The 14,694-nt window shown below is 70.7% G+C and carries 16 protein-coding genes; 9 read left to right on the top strand and 7 right to left on the bottom strand.

Annotation, left to right across the window (positions count from 1 at the left end):
* Positions 1 to 227: 227 nt before the first annotated feature.
* Positions 228 to 758 carry a hypothetical protein gene (locus ABT254_RS00725; protein ID WP_351462280.1) on the top strand — a complete coding sequence of 177 codons (531 nt, stop codon included), beginning with the start codon at positions 228 to 230 and terminating at the stop codon, positions 756 to 758.
* On the opposite strand, the gene ABT254_RS00720 is transcribed toward ABT254_RS00725, so the two are convergent.
* The 4 genes from ABT254_RS00720 to ABT254_RS00705 form a co-directional block, all read right to left on the bottom strand.
* On the bottom strand, positions 730 to 1,347 hold the full coding sequence (locus tag ABT254_RS00720) for a Maf family protein (protein WP_351462279.1): 618 nt from the start codon (positions 1,345 to 1,347) through the stop codon (positions 730 to 732). The genes ABT254_RS00725 and ABT254_RS00720 overlap by 29 nt on opposite strands.
* Positions 1,348 to 1,407: 60 nt before the next feature.
* Positions 1,408 to 1,536 carry a morphogenic membrane protein MmpB gene (gene mmpB / locus ABT254_RS00715; protein ID WP_344404440.1) on the bottom strand — a complete coding sequence of 43 codons (129 nt, stop codon included), beginning with the start codon at positions 1,534 to 1,536 and terminating at the stop codon, positions 1,408 to 1,410.
* Between the two features lie 171 nt (positions 1,537 to 1,707).
* A complete protein-coding gene (locus ABT254_RS00710; protein ID WP_351462278.1) occupies positions 1,708 to 1,917 on the bottom strand; it encodes an acyl-CoA carboxylase epsilon subunit in 210 nt (69 codons plus the stop codon).
* Positions 1,918 to 1,925: 8 nt separating this feature from the next.
* A complete protein-coding gene (locus tag ABT254_RS00705; protein ID WP_351462277.1) occupies positions 1,926 to 3,518 on the bottom strand; it encodes an acyl-CoA carboxylase subunit beta in 1,593 nt (530 codons plus the stop codon).
* A gap of 111 nt (positions 3,519 to 3,629) precedes the next feature.
* On the opposite strand from ABT254_RS00705, the gene ABT254_RS00700 reads away from it, so the two are divergent.
* From ABT254_RS00700 to ABT254_RS00690, 3 genes are all read left to right on the top strand, one after another.
* The gene (locus tag ABT254_RS00700) at positions 3,630 to 4,490 is read left to right on the top strand and encodes a biotin--[acetyl-CoA-carboxylase] ligase (RefSeq protein WP_351462276.1); all 861 of its coding nucleotides are present in this window, start codon (positions 3,630 to 3,632) and stop codon (positions 4,488 to 4,490) included.
* A 122-nt stretch (positions 4,491 to 4,612) separates the two neighbouring features.
* On the top strand, positions 4,613 to 5,728 hold the full coding sequence (locus tag ABT254_RS00695; protein WP_351462275.1) for an adenylate/guanylate cyclase domain-containing protein: 1,116 nt from the start codon (positions 4,613 to 4,615) through the stop codon (positions 5,726 to 5,728).
* Positions 5,729 to 5,772: 44 nt separating this feature from the next.
* A protein-coding gene (locus ABT254_RS00690; protein ID WP_351462274.1) for an IS5 family transposase occupies positions 5,773 to 6,647 on the top strand; the annotation gives its coding sequence in 2 pieces (ribosomal slippage) (positions 5,773 to 6,166 and positions 6,166 to 6,647; 876 coding nt in all).
* Between the two features lie 165 nt (positions 6,648 to 6,812).
* Here ABT254_RS00690 and ABT254_RS00685 read toward each other — a convergent pair.
* A complete protein-coding gene (locus ABT254_RS00685) occupies positions 6,813 to 7,373 on the bottom strand; it encodes a hypothetical protein (RefSeq protein WP_351462273.1) in 561 nt (186 codons plus the stop codon).
* Between the two features lie 174 nt (positions 7,374 to 7,547).
* On the opposite strand from ABT254_RS00685, the gene ABT254_RS00680 reads away from it, so the two are divergent.
* The 3 genes from ABT254_RS00680 (at position 7,548) to hutH (ending at position 11,355) form a co-directional block, all read left to right on the top strand.
* Positions 7,548 to 8,366 carry an enoyl-CoA hydratase/isomerase family protein gene (locus tag ABT254_RS00680; RefSeq protein ID WP_351462272.1) on the top strand — a complete coding sequence of 273 codons (819 nt, stop codon included), beginning with the start codon at positions 7,548 to 7,550 and terminating at the stop codon, positions 8,364 to 8,366.
* 92 nt (positions 8,367 to 8,458) lie between these two features.
* Positions 8,459 to 9,646, top strand: a complete 1,188-nt coding sequence (locus ABT254_RS00675; RefSeq protein WP_351462271.1) for a GGDEF domain-containing protein — start codon at positions 8,459 to 8,461, stop codon at positions 9,644 to 9,646.
* Positions 9,647 to 9,816: 170 nt separating this feature from the next.
* The gene (gene hutH / locus ABT254_RS00670; protein ID WP_351462825.1) at positions 9,817 to 11,355 is read left to right on the top strand and encodes a histidine ammonia-lyase; all 1,539 of its coding nucleotides are present in this window, start codon (positions 9,817 to 9,819) and stop codon (positions 11,353 to 11,355) included.
* 60 nt (positions 11,356 to 11,415) lie between these two features.
* On the opposite strand, the gene ABT254_RS00665 is transcribed toward hutH, so the two are convergent.
* Positions 11,416 to 12,228 carry a hypothetical protein gene (locus ABT254_RS00665; RefSeq protein ID WP_351462270.1) on the bottom strand — a complete coding sequence of 271 codons (813 nt, stop codon included), beginning with the start codon at positions 12,226 to 12,228 and terminating at the stop codon, positions 11,416 to 11,418.
* Between the two features lie 42 nt (positions 12,229 to 12,270).
* Entirely contained in the window at positions 12,271 to 12,585 is a 315-nt protein-coding gene (locus ABT254_RS00660) for a hypothetical protein (RefSeq protein WP_351462269.1), read from the bottom strand.
* A 109-nt stretch (positions 12,586 to 12,694) separates the two neighbouring features.
* Here ABT254_RS00660 and ABT254_RS00655 point away from each other — a divergent pair, with 109 nt between their 5' ends.
* Together ABT254_RS00655 and ABT254_RS00650 are read left to right on the top strand one after the other, a co-directional pair.
* Positions 12,695 to 13,048, top strand: coding sequence for a hypothetical protein (locus ABT254_RS00655; protein WP_351462268.1), 354 nt, complete (start codon positions 12,695 to 12,697; stop codon positions 13,046 to 13,048).
* Between the two features lie 239 nt (positions 13,049 to 13,287).
* Positions 13,288 to 14,556 carry a L,D-transpeptidase gene (locus tag ABT254_RS00650; protein ID WP_351462267.1) on the top strand — a complete coding sequence of 423 codons (1,269 nt, stop codon included), beginning with the start codon at positions 13,288 to 13,290 and terminating at the stop codon, positions 14,554 to 14,556.
* The last annotated feature ends 138 nt before the right edge of the window (positions 14,557 to 14,694 follow it).

Below are 14,694 nucleotides of genomic sequence, written 5' to 3'. Positions count from 1 at the left end.
CGGAAACCCTAGCTCTCCCATGTGGTCAAGGTCTCTGTGAGAGCGTGCTGCGGGCCACTCGGTTTCTTTGTGGAGTCCCTACGAATGGCCCAATGAATCTTTGCCGCCCGCAGAACCCTTGTCCCGGGGTTTACCCGTTAGTAGCGTTCGCGATGTCTCGTACGTACTTGAGGTAACTACAGCCTTGCCCGGCCCGCTCGGGCGGCAGTCGAAAGTGGGTGGGACCGGTGGTACGCAGACCGGTGGCGTGGGTCGTGGCCGTGGTGCTCTTCGCGGAGGCGTTCGGCGTCGCGGCGCTGAACTGGTTCCTGGGGATCGTCGTCGACCGGCAGGACATGTCGCTGGCCGGTCTCGACCCCGACATGATGTCGGCGTCCTCGAAGATCGGCGGCATCGTCTTCGGCCTCTACTTCGCCCTGTGCGGCCTCGTCGCGCTCCTCGTGGCGATCCGCAACCGTCCGCCGGCCGGCTTCGGGCGCATCCTGCTGATCAGCGCCGCGGTCGTGCACGGGCTGCTGGGGGCGTTCGTGTGGGGGCTGGTGGGCTGGACCGCGTTCCTGTTCATGGTGGTCGTACTCGCCCTCATCGTGCTGCTCCTGATGACGTACGACAGCCCGGCCTCACCCACCGACGCGGTCCCGCCCGCGGCACCCGGCCCCGGGAACGACGGCGGCAGCGACGACGGGGGCCGGGAGGACGGCAGCAAGGACCAAGGGGGCTCCCCGGTCGCTACTCCGCCGGCGCCCACAACTCCGTGATGCCGACACCCAACTGGCCGAGCAGCCGGCGGACCAGGGGCAGGCTGATGCCGATCACATTGCCGTGGTCGCCGTCGATGCCCTCGATGAACGGTGCGCTGCGGCCGTCGAGCGTGAACGCCCCCGCGACGTGGAGGGGTTCGCCGGAGGCGACGTAGGCGGCGATCTCCTCGTCCGAGGGGTCGCCGAAGCGGACGACGGTGGAGGCGGTGCCGGACGCGTACCGCTTGCTCGCGGTGTCCCAGACGCAGTGCCCCGTCTGCAGGATGCCCGCCCGGCCGCGCATCGACTTCCAGCGGGCGGTGGCCTCCTCGGAGTCCGCGGGCTTGCCCAGAGCCTCGCCGTCCAGCTCCAGCACGGAGTCGCAGCCGATCACCAGGGCGCCGTGCGCCTCCGGCCGGGCGGCGACGACGGAAGCCTTGGCCTCCGCGAGGGCGAGGGCGAGTTCGGCAGGGGTGGGGGCGGTCACGGCGTCCTCGTCCACACCGCTGACGATCACCTCCGGTGTGAGGCCTGCCTGGCGCAGCAGGTTCAGCCGGGCGGGGGACTGGGAGGCGAGGATGAGGCGGCGGTGGGGCGCGTCTGTCATGCGGTCAGCGTAGCCGCGCGGTGCCACGCGGCGAAGCCGCACATCGATGCGGCGGCGGGGTCACCTCAGGCCGATCACGACCATGGCGAGGATCATGGCCAACGCCATGAGGAGGCCGAGCCGCCGCAGCATCTCCTGCATGTCGCGGAGTTCTTTGGGGGGCTCGTTCTCAGGGTCGGACCACAGCATGCCACCAGCGTGGGGCTGGGGCGGGGGCGGGCGCCTGAGTACGGGTACTCAAGTTCTTGGCCCGCAGACGTAGTCGTTCGTCTGCGGGCCGGTGGGGGCTGGTCGCGCCCACGCGGCGGAGCCGCATGTCCAATACAGCCCCGCGCCCCTAAAAGCACAAAGCAAAAGCCGTTACGCCGGCCAGTAAGTACGGCTCCATGCCGTCGGGCCCGGCTGGGGCAGGCGGTGGCTGGCAATCCGGGCCGGGTCCGACCAGGAGTCCCTGTCTCGTGTCGCGCCGGGCGGGATCGATGCCTCCGCCGCGGCGCGGGCGCGGACCACCGCCAGGGCGGCGGCCAGCTCCTCCGGGGTCGGGTTGCCCCGTACGACCTTGATCGTCATGGCGGCTCCTAGAGGGGGATGTTGCCGTGCTTCTTCGGAGGCAGGGATTCCCGCTTGGTGCGCAGCTGACGCAGGCCGCGTACGACGTGCCGGCGGGTGTCGGACGGCATGATCACCGAGTCGATGTAGCCGCGCTCGGCCGCGATGTAGGGGTTGAGGAGGGCGTCCTCGTACTCCTGGATCAGCCGGGCGCGGGTCGCCTCCAGGTCGCCGCTTGCCTCCGCCTCCGCGATGGTGCGGCGGTGCAGGATGTTGACCGCGCCCTGGGCGCCCATGACGGCGATCTGTGCGGTCGGCCAGGCGAGGTTGAGGTCCGCGCCGAGGTGCTTGGAGCCCATGACGTCGTAGGCGCCGCCGAAGGCCTTGCGGGTGATGACCGTGATCAGCGGGACGGTCGCCTCGGCGTAGGCGTAGATCAGCTTGGCGCCGCGGCGGATGATGCCGGTGTGCTCCTGGTCGACGCCCGGGAGGAAGCCCGGCACGTCGACGAAGGTGACGACCGGGATGTTGAAGGCGTCGCAGGTGCGCACGAAGCGCGCCGCCTTCTCGCTCGCGTCGATGTCGAGGCAACCCGCGAACTGCATCGGCTGGTTGGCGACGATGCCGACCGGGTGGCCCTCCACCCGCCCGAACCCGGTGAGGATGTTCGGCGCGAACAGCGGCTGCGTCTCGAAGAACTCGGCGTCGTCCAGGACGTGTTCGATCACCGTGTGCATGTCGTACGGCTGGTTCGCGCTGTCCGGCACGATCGCGTCCAGCTCGAGGTCCTCGGCGGTGACCGTCAGGTCCGCCTCCTCCGGGAATGCCGGGGCCTCGGAGAGGTTGTTGGACGGCAGGTACGACAGCAGCTGCTTGACGTACTCGATGGCGTCCTTCTCGTCGCCGGCCATGTGGTGGGCCACGCCGGAGGCGGAGTTGTGGGTGCGGGCGCCGCCCAGCTCCTCGAAGCCGACGTCCTCGCCGGTGACCGTCTTGATGACGTCCGGACCGGTGATGAACATGTGCGAGGTCTGGTCGACCATGACCGTGAAGTCGGTGATCGCGGGGGAGTAGACCGCGCCGCCCGCGCAGGGGCCGACGACCAGGCTGATCTGCGGGATGACACCGCTGGCGTGCGTGTTGCGGCGGAAGATCTCGCCGTACGCGCCGAGCGACGCGACTCCCTCCTGGATGCGGGCGCCGCCGGAGTCGTTGATGCCGATGACCGGACAGCCGGTCTTCAGCGCGAAGTCCATCACCTTGACGATCTTCTGGCCGTAGACCTCGCCCAGGGCGCCGCCGAAGACGGTGAAGTCCTGGGAGAAGACCGCGATCGGTCGGCCGTCGACGGTGCCGTAACCGGTCACCACGCCGTCCCCGTACGGGCGGTTGTTCTCAAGACCGAAGTTCGTCGACCGGTGCCGGGCGAACTCGTCCAGCTCGACGAAGGAGCCCTCGTCGAGCAGCAGCTCGATCCGCTCACGGGCCGTCAACTTGCCCTTGGCGTGCTGTTTTTCGACGGCGCGTGCGGAGCCGGCGTGCGTCGCTTCCTCGATACGACGCTGGAGATCCGCGAGCTTGCCCGCGGTGGTGTGGATATCGATCTCTTCCGGCTCGGACATCGGGATCGCGGCTCCCTGCCTGCTCAAAAGGGGGGACGGTTACTCATCCGTAGAGTAGTGGTGGCGCTACGAATCAGCAGTGCGGCGTTTCACACACCTAGGGTGGCTTGCATGACGCCGCGAGATGCTTCAGACGACAGCCGCTGGTCCGATCTGGACCGGCCCCCGCTCAACGCCGCCGCGCTGCGGCGCGGGCTCGTGCAGGAGGGCGGGCTGTGGCGCGAGGTGGAGGTGGTGCAGAGCACCGGCTCCACCAACTCCGACCTGGTGGCCCTGGCGGGCGCGGGCAAGGCGGGCGAGGGGCACGTCCTGGTCGCCGAGGAGCAGAGCTCCGGGCGGGGCCGCCTGGACCGCCAGTGGACGGCACCGGCCCGCTCCGGCCTCTTCTTCTCCGTACTGCTCGAGCCGAGCGAGGTGCCGGTCGCCCGCTGGGGCTGGCTGCCGCTGCTCACCGGGGTCGCCGTGGCGACCGGGCTGTCCCGCTCGGCGGGCGTCGACACGGCACTCAAGTGGCCCAACGACCTGCTTGTTTCCATCGGCGGCGAGGAACGCAAGGCCGGCGGCATCCTCGCCGAGCGGGCCGGGGACGACGGCGTCGTCATCGGGGTCGGCGTCAACGTCACGCTGCGGGAGGACGAGCTGCCGGTGCCGACCGCGGGTTCGCTCGCGCTGGCAGGCGCGGTGAGCACCGACCGCGACCCCCTGCTCAGGGCCGTGCTGCGGGCCCTGGAGGAGTGGTACGGGCGCTGGCGCGAGGCCGGCGGCGACCCGTCGGTGAGCGGTCTGCAGGAGACGTATGCGGCGGGCTGCGCGACGCTGGGCAGGACGGTGCGGGCCGAGCTGCCGGGCGACCGGTCGATCACCGGGGAGGCGGTGGCGGTGGACGGTGACGGGAGGCTGGTGATCGCCACCGGGTCCGGAGTGCAGGAACCGGTGGGAGCCGGGGACATCGTGCACCTGAGGCCCGCCTGACCGAGGGTGGATGTACGGCTGCCTGCAGCTGTGCACGACTCTCGGGAGTGAGCTAGGGCACACCTGCCGTACAGTTGAGGCCGGTCGATACCTGACCGTGGCAGATGGGAAGGGCAGCAGGCGTGACCGTCGACGACACGGGCTCCGGCACGGGCGCGGACGGCCGGGTGGACCCCCACGCCGCCGAACCCGGCGAGGACCCGCTCGCCCTGCGTCTGGAACACCTGATCCTCGGCGCGGAGCGACGCTACACCCCCTTTCAGGCGGCCCGCAGCGCGGGCGTCTCCGTGGAGCTGGCCACCCGTTTCTGGCGGGCCATGGGCTTCGCCGACATCGGGCAGGCCAAGGCGCTCACCGAGGCCGACGTACTCGCGCTGCGCCGGCTGTCCGGCCTCGTCGAGGCCGGGCTGCTGAGCGAGGCGATGGCGGTGCAGGTGGCCCGGTCCACCGGCCAGACCACCGCCCGGCTCGCCGAGTGGCAGATCGACTCCTTCCTGGAGGGCCTCACCGAGCCCCCGGAGCCGGGGATGACGCGCACCGAGGTGACGTACCCGATCGTCGAACTGCTCCTGCCCGAGCTGGAGGAGTTCCTCGTCTACGTCTGGCGGCGCCAGCTCGCCGCCTCGGCCGGGCGGGTCGTGCAGGCCGCCGACGACGAGGAGATGGTCGACCGGCGCCTGGCGGTGGGCTTCGCGGACCTGGTCGGCTTCACCCGTCTGACCCGCCGCATGGAGGAGGAGGAACTCGGCGAACTCGTCGAGGCCTTCGAGACCACCGCCGCCGACCTGGTCGCCGCGCACGGCGGCCGGCTGGTCAAGACGCTGGGCGACGAAGTGCTCTACGCGGCCGACGACGCCGGGATCGCCGCCGAGATCGCGCTGCGTCTCATAGAGACCATGGCGAACGACGAGACGATGCCCGAACTGCGCGTCGGCATCGCCTTCGGCACGGTGACCACTCGTATGGGCGATGTCTTCGGTACGACGGTGAACCTCGCCTCCCGGCTGACGTCGATAGCCCCGCGTGACGCCGTCCTGGTCGACGCCGACTTCGCCCAGGAGCTCATCCGCACCGGGGAGGCACCGGCCTCCGAGGCCGAGGCGGCCGAAGCGGCTGCCGCGGCGGAGAAGGAGGGCGAGGAGCCGCCGGTGTACCGGTTCGCGCTGCAGCCGATGTGGCAGCGGCCGGTGCGGGGGCTTGGTGTGGTCGAGCCCTGGCTGCTCACCCGGCGGGGCTAGGGTCTGTTGTGAAAGTGGATCTTGATCGTGGATGATCACGTCCTGTGGGACGTGGTGATCTGACGAACGGCCAATGGGCCCGGCTTGCACCGCTGTTGCCGCGAGGCATCAAGTCGGGCCGTCCGCCGGTATGGACACGACGGCAGCTGATAGACGGCATACGGTGGCGGACTCGGACCGGTGCTCCCTGGCGTGACGTGCCGGAACGCTACGGACCGTGGGACGGGGTCTATGACCTGTTCCGGCGCTGGCAGCGCGATGGCACCTGGGCCCGGATCGTCACCCAGCTGCAGGCCGAGGCGGATGCCAAGGGCCTGATCACCTGGGACGTGAACGTCGACTCCACCGTCTGCCGGGCCCACCAGCACGCCGCCGGAGCGGCGAAAAGGGGGACCTCCAGAAGGAACCGCCCGGCGGCGTCTTCGTCGAGCCGGCCGACCACGGCCTCGGACGATCCCGCGGCGGACTGACCAGCAAGATCCACCTTGCGGTCGAGCAGGGTCAGAAGCCCTTGTCCGTCGTGATCACGGCCGGGCAGCGGGGCGATTCCCCGCAGTTCGAAGCGGTCCTGGAAGGGATTCGGGTGCCGAGGCTGGGGCTCGGCAGGCCGCGCAAGCGGCCGGACCGGGTGCGGGCCGACAAGGCATACGACTCCCGCGGTAATCGCGCCTACCTGCGCAGACGCGGGATCAAGGCCACCATCCCGGTGCCGACGGACCGCGTCCGCAACCGCCTCAAGCGCGGATCGCGAGGCGGACGGCCGCCCAAGTTCGACAAAGACGACTACAAGCAGCGGCACGCAGTCGAGTGCGGGATCAACCGCCTCAAGCGCCACCGCGCGGTCGCCACGAGGTACGACAAACTCGCGGTCCGCTACGAAGCGACCGTGCTGATCGCAGTCCTCAATGAGTGGCTGTGACCAGCACTTTCACAACAGACCCTAGGCCTCCCGCCGAGTATGCCGATCTACGACTTCGCCGTAGGGCGGTGGGCTGTCTTTCGGCCGCGGCTTGGTTGTGGCTGATCGCGCCCACGCGGCGGAGCCGCATAGAGATACAGCCCCGCGCCCCTATCGGGGCGCTCCTCAGCGCCTGGCGAGTGAGTCCACGCACAGGCCGACGGCCGGTACGCACAGGCCGGGTTCGTTTGTCTCGCCCGGCTGTGGGGCTGGCGGGGGCGTCGTCCGGTCGGGTGTCGGAGTCGGCCGTGGGGCGGGGGCCGTCGTCGGCGGCTGCTGAGGGGTCGTCGGCGCCGGGGCGTTCGGTGTGACCGGGATGGTCGTGGTGCCCGCAGTGGGCGCCACACTCGGTGACGGGGCCGCCTTTTCGGGCCGTACGAGGGTGGAAGGCGCCGTCGGGGTCGTGTTCGCGCCGCCCATCGCGTACGTCGCCGATGGGCTCACCCGGGCTGCGGTCTCCGCGGCGGCGACGGTGGTGGTCGACTGCTCGGTGTCGGTGGCCGGGTCCTGATGGGGGTCCGCCTCCGTGGTCCCGAGACCGGCGCTTCCCGAGTCCGGTGCCACCCGTACGAGGCTCAGCGCGCCCGCGGCCAGTGCCAGGCCGCTGACGGCGAACAGCAGTTTGCGGGGGCGGGGCCTGCGATGGCGGCCGCGCCTCATCGATGTTTCCGCCGTCAGCGTCATCATGTCCCCTTCCCCCTGCGCCCGCGCCCCCCTGTGCGCCGTGGCGAACGCACCGTATGCGCTCCTGTGGGCGGTGTGGCGGGAGTTGGGCGGGATGTCACCCGAACGGGGACAACGGAGAAAAACCCTGCAATGATCGGGCCGACGGTTGTTAACCCGCGTTAACCGGAGGGTGTCATGGGCGAGGAGCGGTTCGGGGAGTTCGTGGTGGTGCGGCGACACGGCGACGAGGGTGTCGGGGACGTCGGGCATGTCGCGGAGCTCGTCCTGGACCGGCCCAAGGCCATGAACGCCGTGTCGAGCGAGATGGCGCGGTCGATCGCCGGGGCCTGCACGGCGCTCGGCGCGGACCGTGACGTACGGGTGGTCGTGGTGACCTCCACACATGAGCGGGCATTCTGCGTCGGGGCCGACCTCAAGGAGCGCAACTCCTTCACCGACGCCGATCTGCTGCGGCAGCGGCCGGTCGCGCGGGCCGCCTACACCGGGGTCCTGGAGCTGCCGGTGCCGACGATCGCGGCGGTGCACGGGTTCGCCCTGGGCGGGGGCTTCGAGCTGGCGCTGTCGTGCGACCTGATCGTGGCCGACCGTACGGCGGTGGTGGGGCTGCCGGAGGTGTCCGTGGGCGTCATCCCGGGCGGCGGCGGTACACAGCTGCTGCCGCGGCGGGTGGGGGCCGCGCGGGCGGCCGAGCTCATCTTCACCGCACGGCGTCTGCAGGCCGCGGAGGCGCGGGAGTTGGGGCTCGTGGACGAGCTGGTGGAGGAGGGCCGGGACCGGGAGGCGGCACTGGACCTGGCCGCGCGCATCGCGGCGAACTCCCCGGTCGGCCTGCGGGCCGCCAAGCGCGCACTGCGCCTCGGGCACGGGCTCGACCTGCGGGCCGGGCTCGAGGTCGAGGATGCGGCGTGGCGGTCGGTGGCGTTCTCGGGGGACCGGGCGGAGGGCGTGGCGGCGTTCAACGAGAAGCGGCGGCCCAATTGGCCGGGTGAGTGAAACAAGGCCGTCCGGGGCGGAGCCCCCGGCGCCGGTCACCCCACCGCCGTATCAGTAGAACAAACCAATAGAAACCTCCCTAACCTGGAGTAATGGGTGAGGACAAACGTCTCGCAGCGGTCGTCGCGCTGGCGCAGGGCATGGCCGCGGCCCACGGCTCGCGCGAGGCGTGGCGTGCGGCGGCGGCCGGAGGGTGCCGTGCGCTCGGCGGGAGCTTCGCCGCGTTGTCGGTGTGGGAGCGGGAGCTCGGCCGGCTGCGGGTCCTCGCGAACGTGGGGGACCGGGCCGAGGGCGAGGAGGAGTTCCCGGAGGACGAGTCGTACCCCGTGCACCAGTTCCCCGAGATCACCGAGTTCCTGCACGAGCGGTGGGCCGGCGGCGGCGAGCCCGACGCATGGGTCGAGACGGCGCACGGCCCCGCGGCGGGCGGCCGCCCCGGATACCTCCACCAGCGGGTCGCCGCCCTGCGCCGCCGGGGCCGCGGCTGCTGTGTCGTCGCCCCGATCGTGCTGCACGGGCGCGCGTGGGGCGAGCTCTACGTCGCCCGTCCCGCCGGTGCGCCCGTCTTCGATCGGGAGGATGCCGACTTCGCCACCGTCCTGGCCGCCGTCGTCGCCGCCGGGATCGCCCAGGCGGAGCGGCTGGAGGAAGTGAGGCGGCTCGCCTACACCGACGCCCTCACCGGTCTCGCCAACCGCCGTGCCGTCGACGCGAAGCTGGACGAGGCCGTCGAGCGGCACCGCACGGACGGCACGGTGGTCAGCCTCGTCGTCTGCGACCTCAACGGCCTCAAGCGGGTCAACGACACCCAGGGGCACGCCGTCGGCGATCGCCTCCTGGAACGTTTCGGCTCCGTCCTCTCCCTGTGCGGCGCGATGCTCCCCGGCACGCTCGCCGCCCGCCTCGGCGGTGACGAGTTCTGTCTGCTCTCCGTCGGCCCGTCCGCCGACGAGGCCGTCAAGGCGGCCGACGAACTCTGCCGCCGCGCCGCCGAGTTGGAGCTCGGCGACGGGGTCGCCTGCGGGGTCGCTTCCACCGAGGATCCCATCGGGCCCGTGCGGTCGGCCCGGCGGCTGTTCCGGCTGGCGGACGCGGCCCAGTACCGGGCGAAGGCGCTCCGCTCGGGTGGGCCGGTGGTGGCGGGGCGGGCGGGGCCCGACGACCCGGTGGTGCGGTTGGCCGACGAGCCGTCGCCGCAGGGTCCTGCGGAGCGCCGGCGGTTCCGGGGAGCCCGGGGGGACGTGCCGGGGGCTCCGCCCCCAGACCCCCGATCGGCCTGAACGGCCTCGTCCTCAAACTCCCCCACTCTCGGCTTCGCTCGAGCGGGGGGACCCCCACGACGGGCTGAAATTTGCCGACCGGCGCTGAGACGTGACCGAGGTGTAAGGGGCGTACCCGCGACCCAGTAGTGACATCTCTGTCTTCACTGCGTACGCTCCTGAATATGGATATGCACACTGTGGTGGTGGGGACGTCCGGGGTGACCGCGTCCGACGTTCTTGCCGTGGCGCGCGGCGGCGCCCGGGTCGAGCTCTCCGCGGAGGCGGTGGCGGCCCTCGGCGCCGCCCGCGAGATCGTGGATGCGCTCGCGGCCAAGCCCGAGCCCGTCTACGGCGTCAGCACCGGCTTCGGCGCGCTGGCGACCCGGCACATCAGCCCGGAACTCCGCGCTCAGCTGCAGCGCAACATCGTCCGCTCGCACGCCGCCGGCCTCGGGCCGCGGGTGGAGCGGGAAGTCGTACGGGCCCTGATGTTCCTGCGGCTCAAGACCGTCTGCTCGGGGCACACGGGCGTGCGGCCCGAGGTCGCGCAGACCATGGCCGACGTGCTCAACGCCGGGATCACCCCGGTCGTCCACGAGTACGGCTCGCTCGGCTGTTCCGGCGACCTCGCGCCCCTGTCGCACTGCGCCCTCACGCTCATGGGCGAGGGGGAGGCGGAAGGACCGGACGGAACCGTCCGCCCCGCCGGTGAGCTCCTCGCGGAGCACGGGATCGCCCCCGTCGAACTGCGCGAGAAGGAGGGCCTCGCCCTTCTCAACGGCACCGACGGCATGCTCGGCATGCTGGTCATGGCCCTCGCCGACCTGGACGCCCTCTACAAGTCCGCCGACATCACGGCCGCCCTGTCCCTCGAGGCACTGCTCGGGACGGACAAGGTGCTCGCCCCCGAGCTGCATGCCATCCGCCCGCACCCGGGGCAGGGCGCCTCCGCCGCCAACATGCTGGCGGTGCTGAAGGGCTCGGAGCTCACCGGGCACCACCAGGACGACGCGCCGCGCGTCCAGGACGCCTACTCGGTGCGCTGTGCCCCCCAGGTCGCCGGCGCCGGACGGGACACCCTGGCGCACGCCCGGCTGGTCGCCGAGCGCGAGCTGGCCTCGGCCGTGGACAACCCCGTCGTCCTGCCCGACGGGCGGGTCGAGTCCAACGGCAACTTCCACGGCGCCCCTGTGGCGTACGTCCTCGACTTCCTCGCCATCGCCGCCGCGGACCTCGCGTCGATCGCCGAGCGGCGCACCGACCGGCTGCTGGACAAGAACCGCAGCCACGGTCTGCCGCCGTTCCTCGCCGACGACGCGGGTGTCGACTCGGGGCTGATGATCGCCCAGTACACGCAGGCCGCGCTGGTCAGCGAGATGAAGCGACTGGCCGTACCGGCGTCCGCGGACTCGATCCCCTCCTCCGCCATGCAGGAGGACCACGTCTCCATGGGCTGGTCGGCCGCCCGCAAGCTGCGTACGGCCGTCGGCAACCTCACGCGGGTGATCGCCATCGAGCTGTACGCCGCCACCCGCGCCATCGAACTGCGCGAGGGCCTGGCCCCGGCGCCCGCCTCTCAGGCCGCCATCGCGGCCGCACGGGCGGCGGGGGTCCAGGGCCCCGGCCCGGACCGGTTCCTGGCGCCCGACCTCGCCGCCGCGGACGCGTTCGTGCGCGAGGGGCATCTGGTGGCCGCGGTGGAGCGAGTGACGGGACCGCTCGCCTGAACGCTCCGGTAGGTACGAGGGCCGCCGCTGTCTCCCCCCGGCGGCGGCCCTCCCCGCACGTCAGCTCTGTGCCAGCTTGGCCGACTGCGCCTTGACGATCTCGGCGGGGACGCCGTACTTGTCCTGCTTGCCGGCCAGGGCCGCCAGGCTGATCGAGTAGTACGTGGCGACCGTGGAGCCGTGCCGCACGACCTCGCCGTGCACCGTCGTCGTGTCGCCTTCCGTCTTGCCGGTCACGGCGAACGCCACCGACTCGTCACCGCTGCCGGAGGACTTCTCCTCGGCGACCTTGGTGAACCTCTGGGTGTCCTGGCCCTTGGCCGAGACCGTGAAGCCGTTCGCGCAGCCGCTCACCGCGTCCGACACGGACTTCATCGTCTCCTGCGCGCCGCCGCCGTCGTACGAGGACAGCGAGACGATCGTCAACTTGGACTCCAGGACGTCCTGGAGGCCGTTCATCGCGGCGTCGAGGTCCTCGTCCGAGGTGCCCGTCGGCGTGGGCCTGTCGCTCTTCTCCGTGGCCATCCGGTTGACGTAGGCGCTCGTGTCGCCCGGCGCGAATCCGGTGAGGACGTAGGCGAGCGGCGCGCACTTGGCGTCGGCCACCTTCACCTGGTCCTTGGACGCGGCGAACTTGCCACCGGTGTCCGCGGACTTGACGTCGTAGCCGTCGAGGTCCGCCCCGCTGATGATGAGCTTCTTCAGCTCGGCCGCGCTGAGCGCCTTCGCGGCCGCAGTCGACGAGGAGGACGAGTCCTTGGAGCCGGAGCCCTTGGAGTCGTCCGAATTCCCGCCGCACCCCGTGATGAGGGCGAGCGACAGCACGCTCACGGCAACCGTGGCGCCCGCACGCACCCTCGATGATCTCTTCATGGGCGGACTATGAGGTCCGAGTCAAGGAAGCGTCAAGTGAATTCAAAAGCCGAGGCGTTCCCGGCGCACCGAATACGCCACAAAACCGGCGCCTATCCCGAGGAAGAGAGTGCCGCCGACGACGTAGGGAGTGGTGTCGGGGCTTCCCGTGTCGGCGAGTTGGGCCTGGGTGCCGGAGCTGTCCGTGGCCTCCGAGACGGCCCGCGCCTGCGCTGTGACCTGCGAGGTCGGGGCCGCCGACGACGCTGTTCTCGCCGGTTCTTCCCCGGTCGCCTTGGCGGAGGGAACGAACCACAGGGCGCACAGGACGGTGCCTGCGGCGGTGGCGGTCAGCAACGGACGACGAGCGGATGACACGGAATATCGATCCCCTTGTGGCGCTGGCGAATTGGCCGTGTGGGGCGATGTTAGTGAAAGGCGCGGGTCACAGGAAAGTCACGGGAGCCCCGGGCCTTACGCTCCGGGCATGAACACTGAAGAGACATCACGTTTTGTCCGCCTTCGAGTGGAACTCGTTCTTGAAATCGAGGATCCCGGCGAACTGACCAAGGCCGCGCTGGAGCGCCTCGCCGCCGACACCGACATGCCGGCCGACGAGCGGGCGCACGCCGAGGGTGCTGTGACGGAAGACACGGCGGAGGCCCTCGCCTCTCTCGTCGACCCGTTCGACCTGGTGAGCGAGGTGCCGGGGGTCGACCTCGCGCAGGCCTCCTGGTCGAGCGAGCCCATCGACTACGACCCCGATTCGCCCGATTGGGACCTGGACGGGGATGATGTGGACGAAGACGACGAAGACGAGGGGGCCGACGGCGTCTCCTGAGCGGCTTGGGAAAACATGACCCCGGGTGGCGACCGCCGTCCGGGGTTTTCTTCGTCCCCTGCCGCGCACCGGCCGCCCGCGGCGGAGCCGCCGACGGATTCCGCCGCACCAGCCGCACCGCCCGCCCCGGCGGACGTGGCGTGCCCCACACCTGTGGGACATGTGGAACGGGACGTGGCGGCCGTAGCGTTGAAGTTCGTCAACGGGGACTCTCGGGGCTTTTTGGGGATACGGCAACAATGGAGAAGCGTGTGATGACGAACAGTAAGCGGCGCAGGGGCCTGACGGTCGCGTCCGCACTGCTCGGCGGGGTTCTGGTGCTCTCGGCCTGTTCCGGCGGTGGCGGCGACGACGCCTCGGGCGACAAGGGCAAGGACACCTCACAGGCCAAGGCCGACGAGGCGGCGGCCAAGAAGCCGTCCGAGGCCGACATCAAGATCACGCCGAAGGACGGCTCCGACAACGCCTCCATCAACAACTCCGCGGCCGTCACCGTCAGCAAGGGCACGCTCACGGGCGTGACCATGACGACCGAGAGCGGCACCGCCGTCGCCGGCACGCTCTCCGCCGACAAGACCAGCTGGAAGCCGAACGCCCAGCTGGAGCGCTCGACCACCTACAAGGTCGCGGCGGTGGCGAAGGACTCCGCCGGTCGCGTCGCGCACGAGAACGCCTCGTTCACCACGGTCGCTCCGGCCCACAGCTTCATAGGCACCTTCACGCCGGACGACGGGACCACCGTCGGCGTGGGCATGCCCGTGTCGATCAACTTCGACAAGGCGATCACCAACAAGGCCGCCGTCCAGAAGGGCATCACGGTCTCCTCCAGCAGCGGCCAGGAGGTCGTCGGACACTGGTTCGGCGCCAACCGCCTCGACTTCCGCCCCGAGAACTACTGGAAGGAGAACTCCACCGTCACGCTGAAGCTGGCGCTCGACGGTGTCCAGGGTGCCTCCGGTGTCTACGGCGTGCAGCAGAAGACGGTCACCTTCCACATCGGCCGCAACCAGGTCTCGTACGTCGACGCCAAGACCAAGCAGATGAAGGTCACGCAGGACGGCCGGACGATCAAGACCATCCCGATCTCGGCCGGTTCGCCCGAGCACACGACGTACAACGGCGTCATGGTGATGTCCGAGAAGTACAAGCAGACGCGCATGAACGGCACGACCGTCGGCTTCACGGACAACGACGGCAAGGCCGAGTACGACATCAAGGACGTGCCGCACGCCATCCGCCTCACCAACTCCGGCACCTTCCTGCACGGCAACTACTGGGGCGCGAAGTCCATCTTCGGCTCGGTGAACACCAGCCACGGCTGTGTGGGCCTGTCCGACACCAAGGGCGCCAACGACACCAGCACGCCGGGCTACTGGATGTACACCCACTCGATCGTCGGTGACGTCGTGGTCATCTCCCACACCGGCGACAAGACGGTCCAGCCGGACAACGGCCTCAACGGCTGGAACCTCAGCTGGGCCGACTGGAAGGCCGGTTCGGCCGTCTGAGCCACTGCCGGTCCACAGGTTCCCGATGCCGCCCCCAGGGGCGGCATCGGTGTTTCCGAGCCCTTTCCCGGGTCCGCCACAGCCTTCTCATGCATCTCTTATGGGGGCCTTATCGAGTCATCACGGGGCGTCCCTAGC

This window comes from Streptomyces sp. NPDC001137 (assembly GCF_040298885.1).
In the GTDB taxonomy this organism is placed as follows: Bacteria; Actinomycetota; Actinomycetes; order Streptomycetales; family Streptomycetaceae; genus Streptomyces.
The sequence above is the reverse complement of the archived record's forward strand: the minus strand, read 5'-3'. Positions and strand labels throughout refer to the sequence as shown.

Coding starts and splice junctions, on each gene's coding strand:
- ABT254_RS00720 (WP_351462279.1), bottom strand. CDS start 1,347: ATGACAGACGCGCCCCACCGCCGCCTCATCCTCGCCTCCCAGTCCCCC.
- mmpB (WP_344404440.1), bottom strand. CDS start 1,536: ATGCTGTGGTCCGACCCTGAGAACGAGCCCCCCAAAGAACTCCGCGAC.
- ABT254_RS00710 (WP_351462278.1), bottom strand. CDS start 1,917: ATGACGATCAAGGTCGTACGGGGCAACCCGACCCCGGAGGAGCTGGCC.
- ABT254_RS00705 (WP_351462277.1), bottom strand. CDS start 3,518: ATGTCCGAGCCGGAAGAGATCGATATCCACACCACCGCGGGCAAGCTC.
- ABT254_RS00700 (WP_351462276.1), top strand. CDS start 3,630: ATGACGCCGCGAGATGCTTCAGACGACAGCCGCTGGTCCGATCTGGAC.
- ABT254_RS00685 (WP_351462273.1), bottom strand. CDS start 7,373: ATGATGACGCTGACGGCGGAAACATCGATGAGGCGCGGCCGCCATCGC.
- ABT254_RS00680 (WP_351462272.1), top strand. CDS start 7,548: ATGGGCGAGGAGCGGTTCGGGGAGTTCGTGGTGGTGCGGCGACACGGC.
- ABT254_RS00675 (WP_351462271.1), top strand. CDS start 8,459: ATGGGTGAGGACAAACGTCTCGCAGCGGTCGTCGCGCTGGCGCAGGGC.
- hutH (WP_351462825.1), top strand. CDS start 9,817: ATGCACACTGTGGTGGTGGGGACGTCCGGGGTGACCGCGTCCGACGTT.
- ABT254_RS00665 (WP_351462270.1), bottom strand. CDS start 12,228: ATGAAGAGATCATCGAGGGTGCGTGCGGGCGCCACGGTTGCCGTGAGC.
- ABT254_RS00655 (WP_351462268.1), top strand. CDS start 12,695: ATGAACACTGAAGAGACATCACGTTTTGTCCGCCTTCGAGTGGAACTC.
- ABT254_RS00650 (WP_351462267.1), top strand. CDS start 13,288: ATGGAGAAGCGTGTGATGACGAACAGTAAGCGGCGCAGGGGCCTGACG.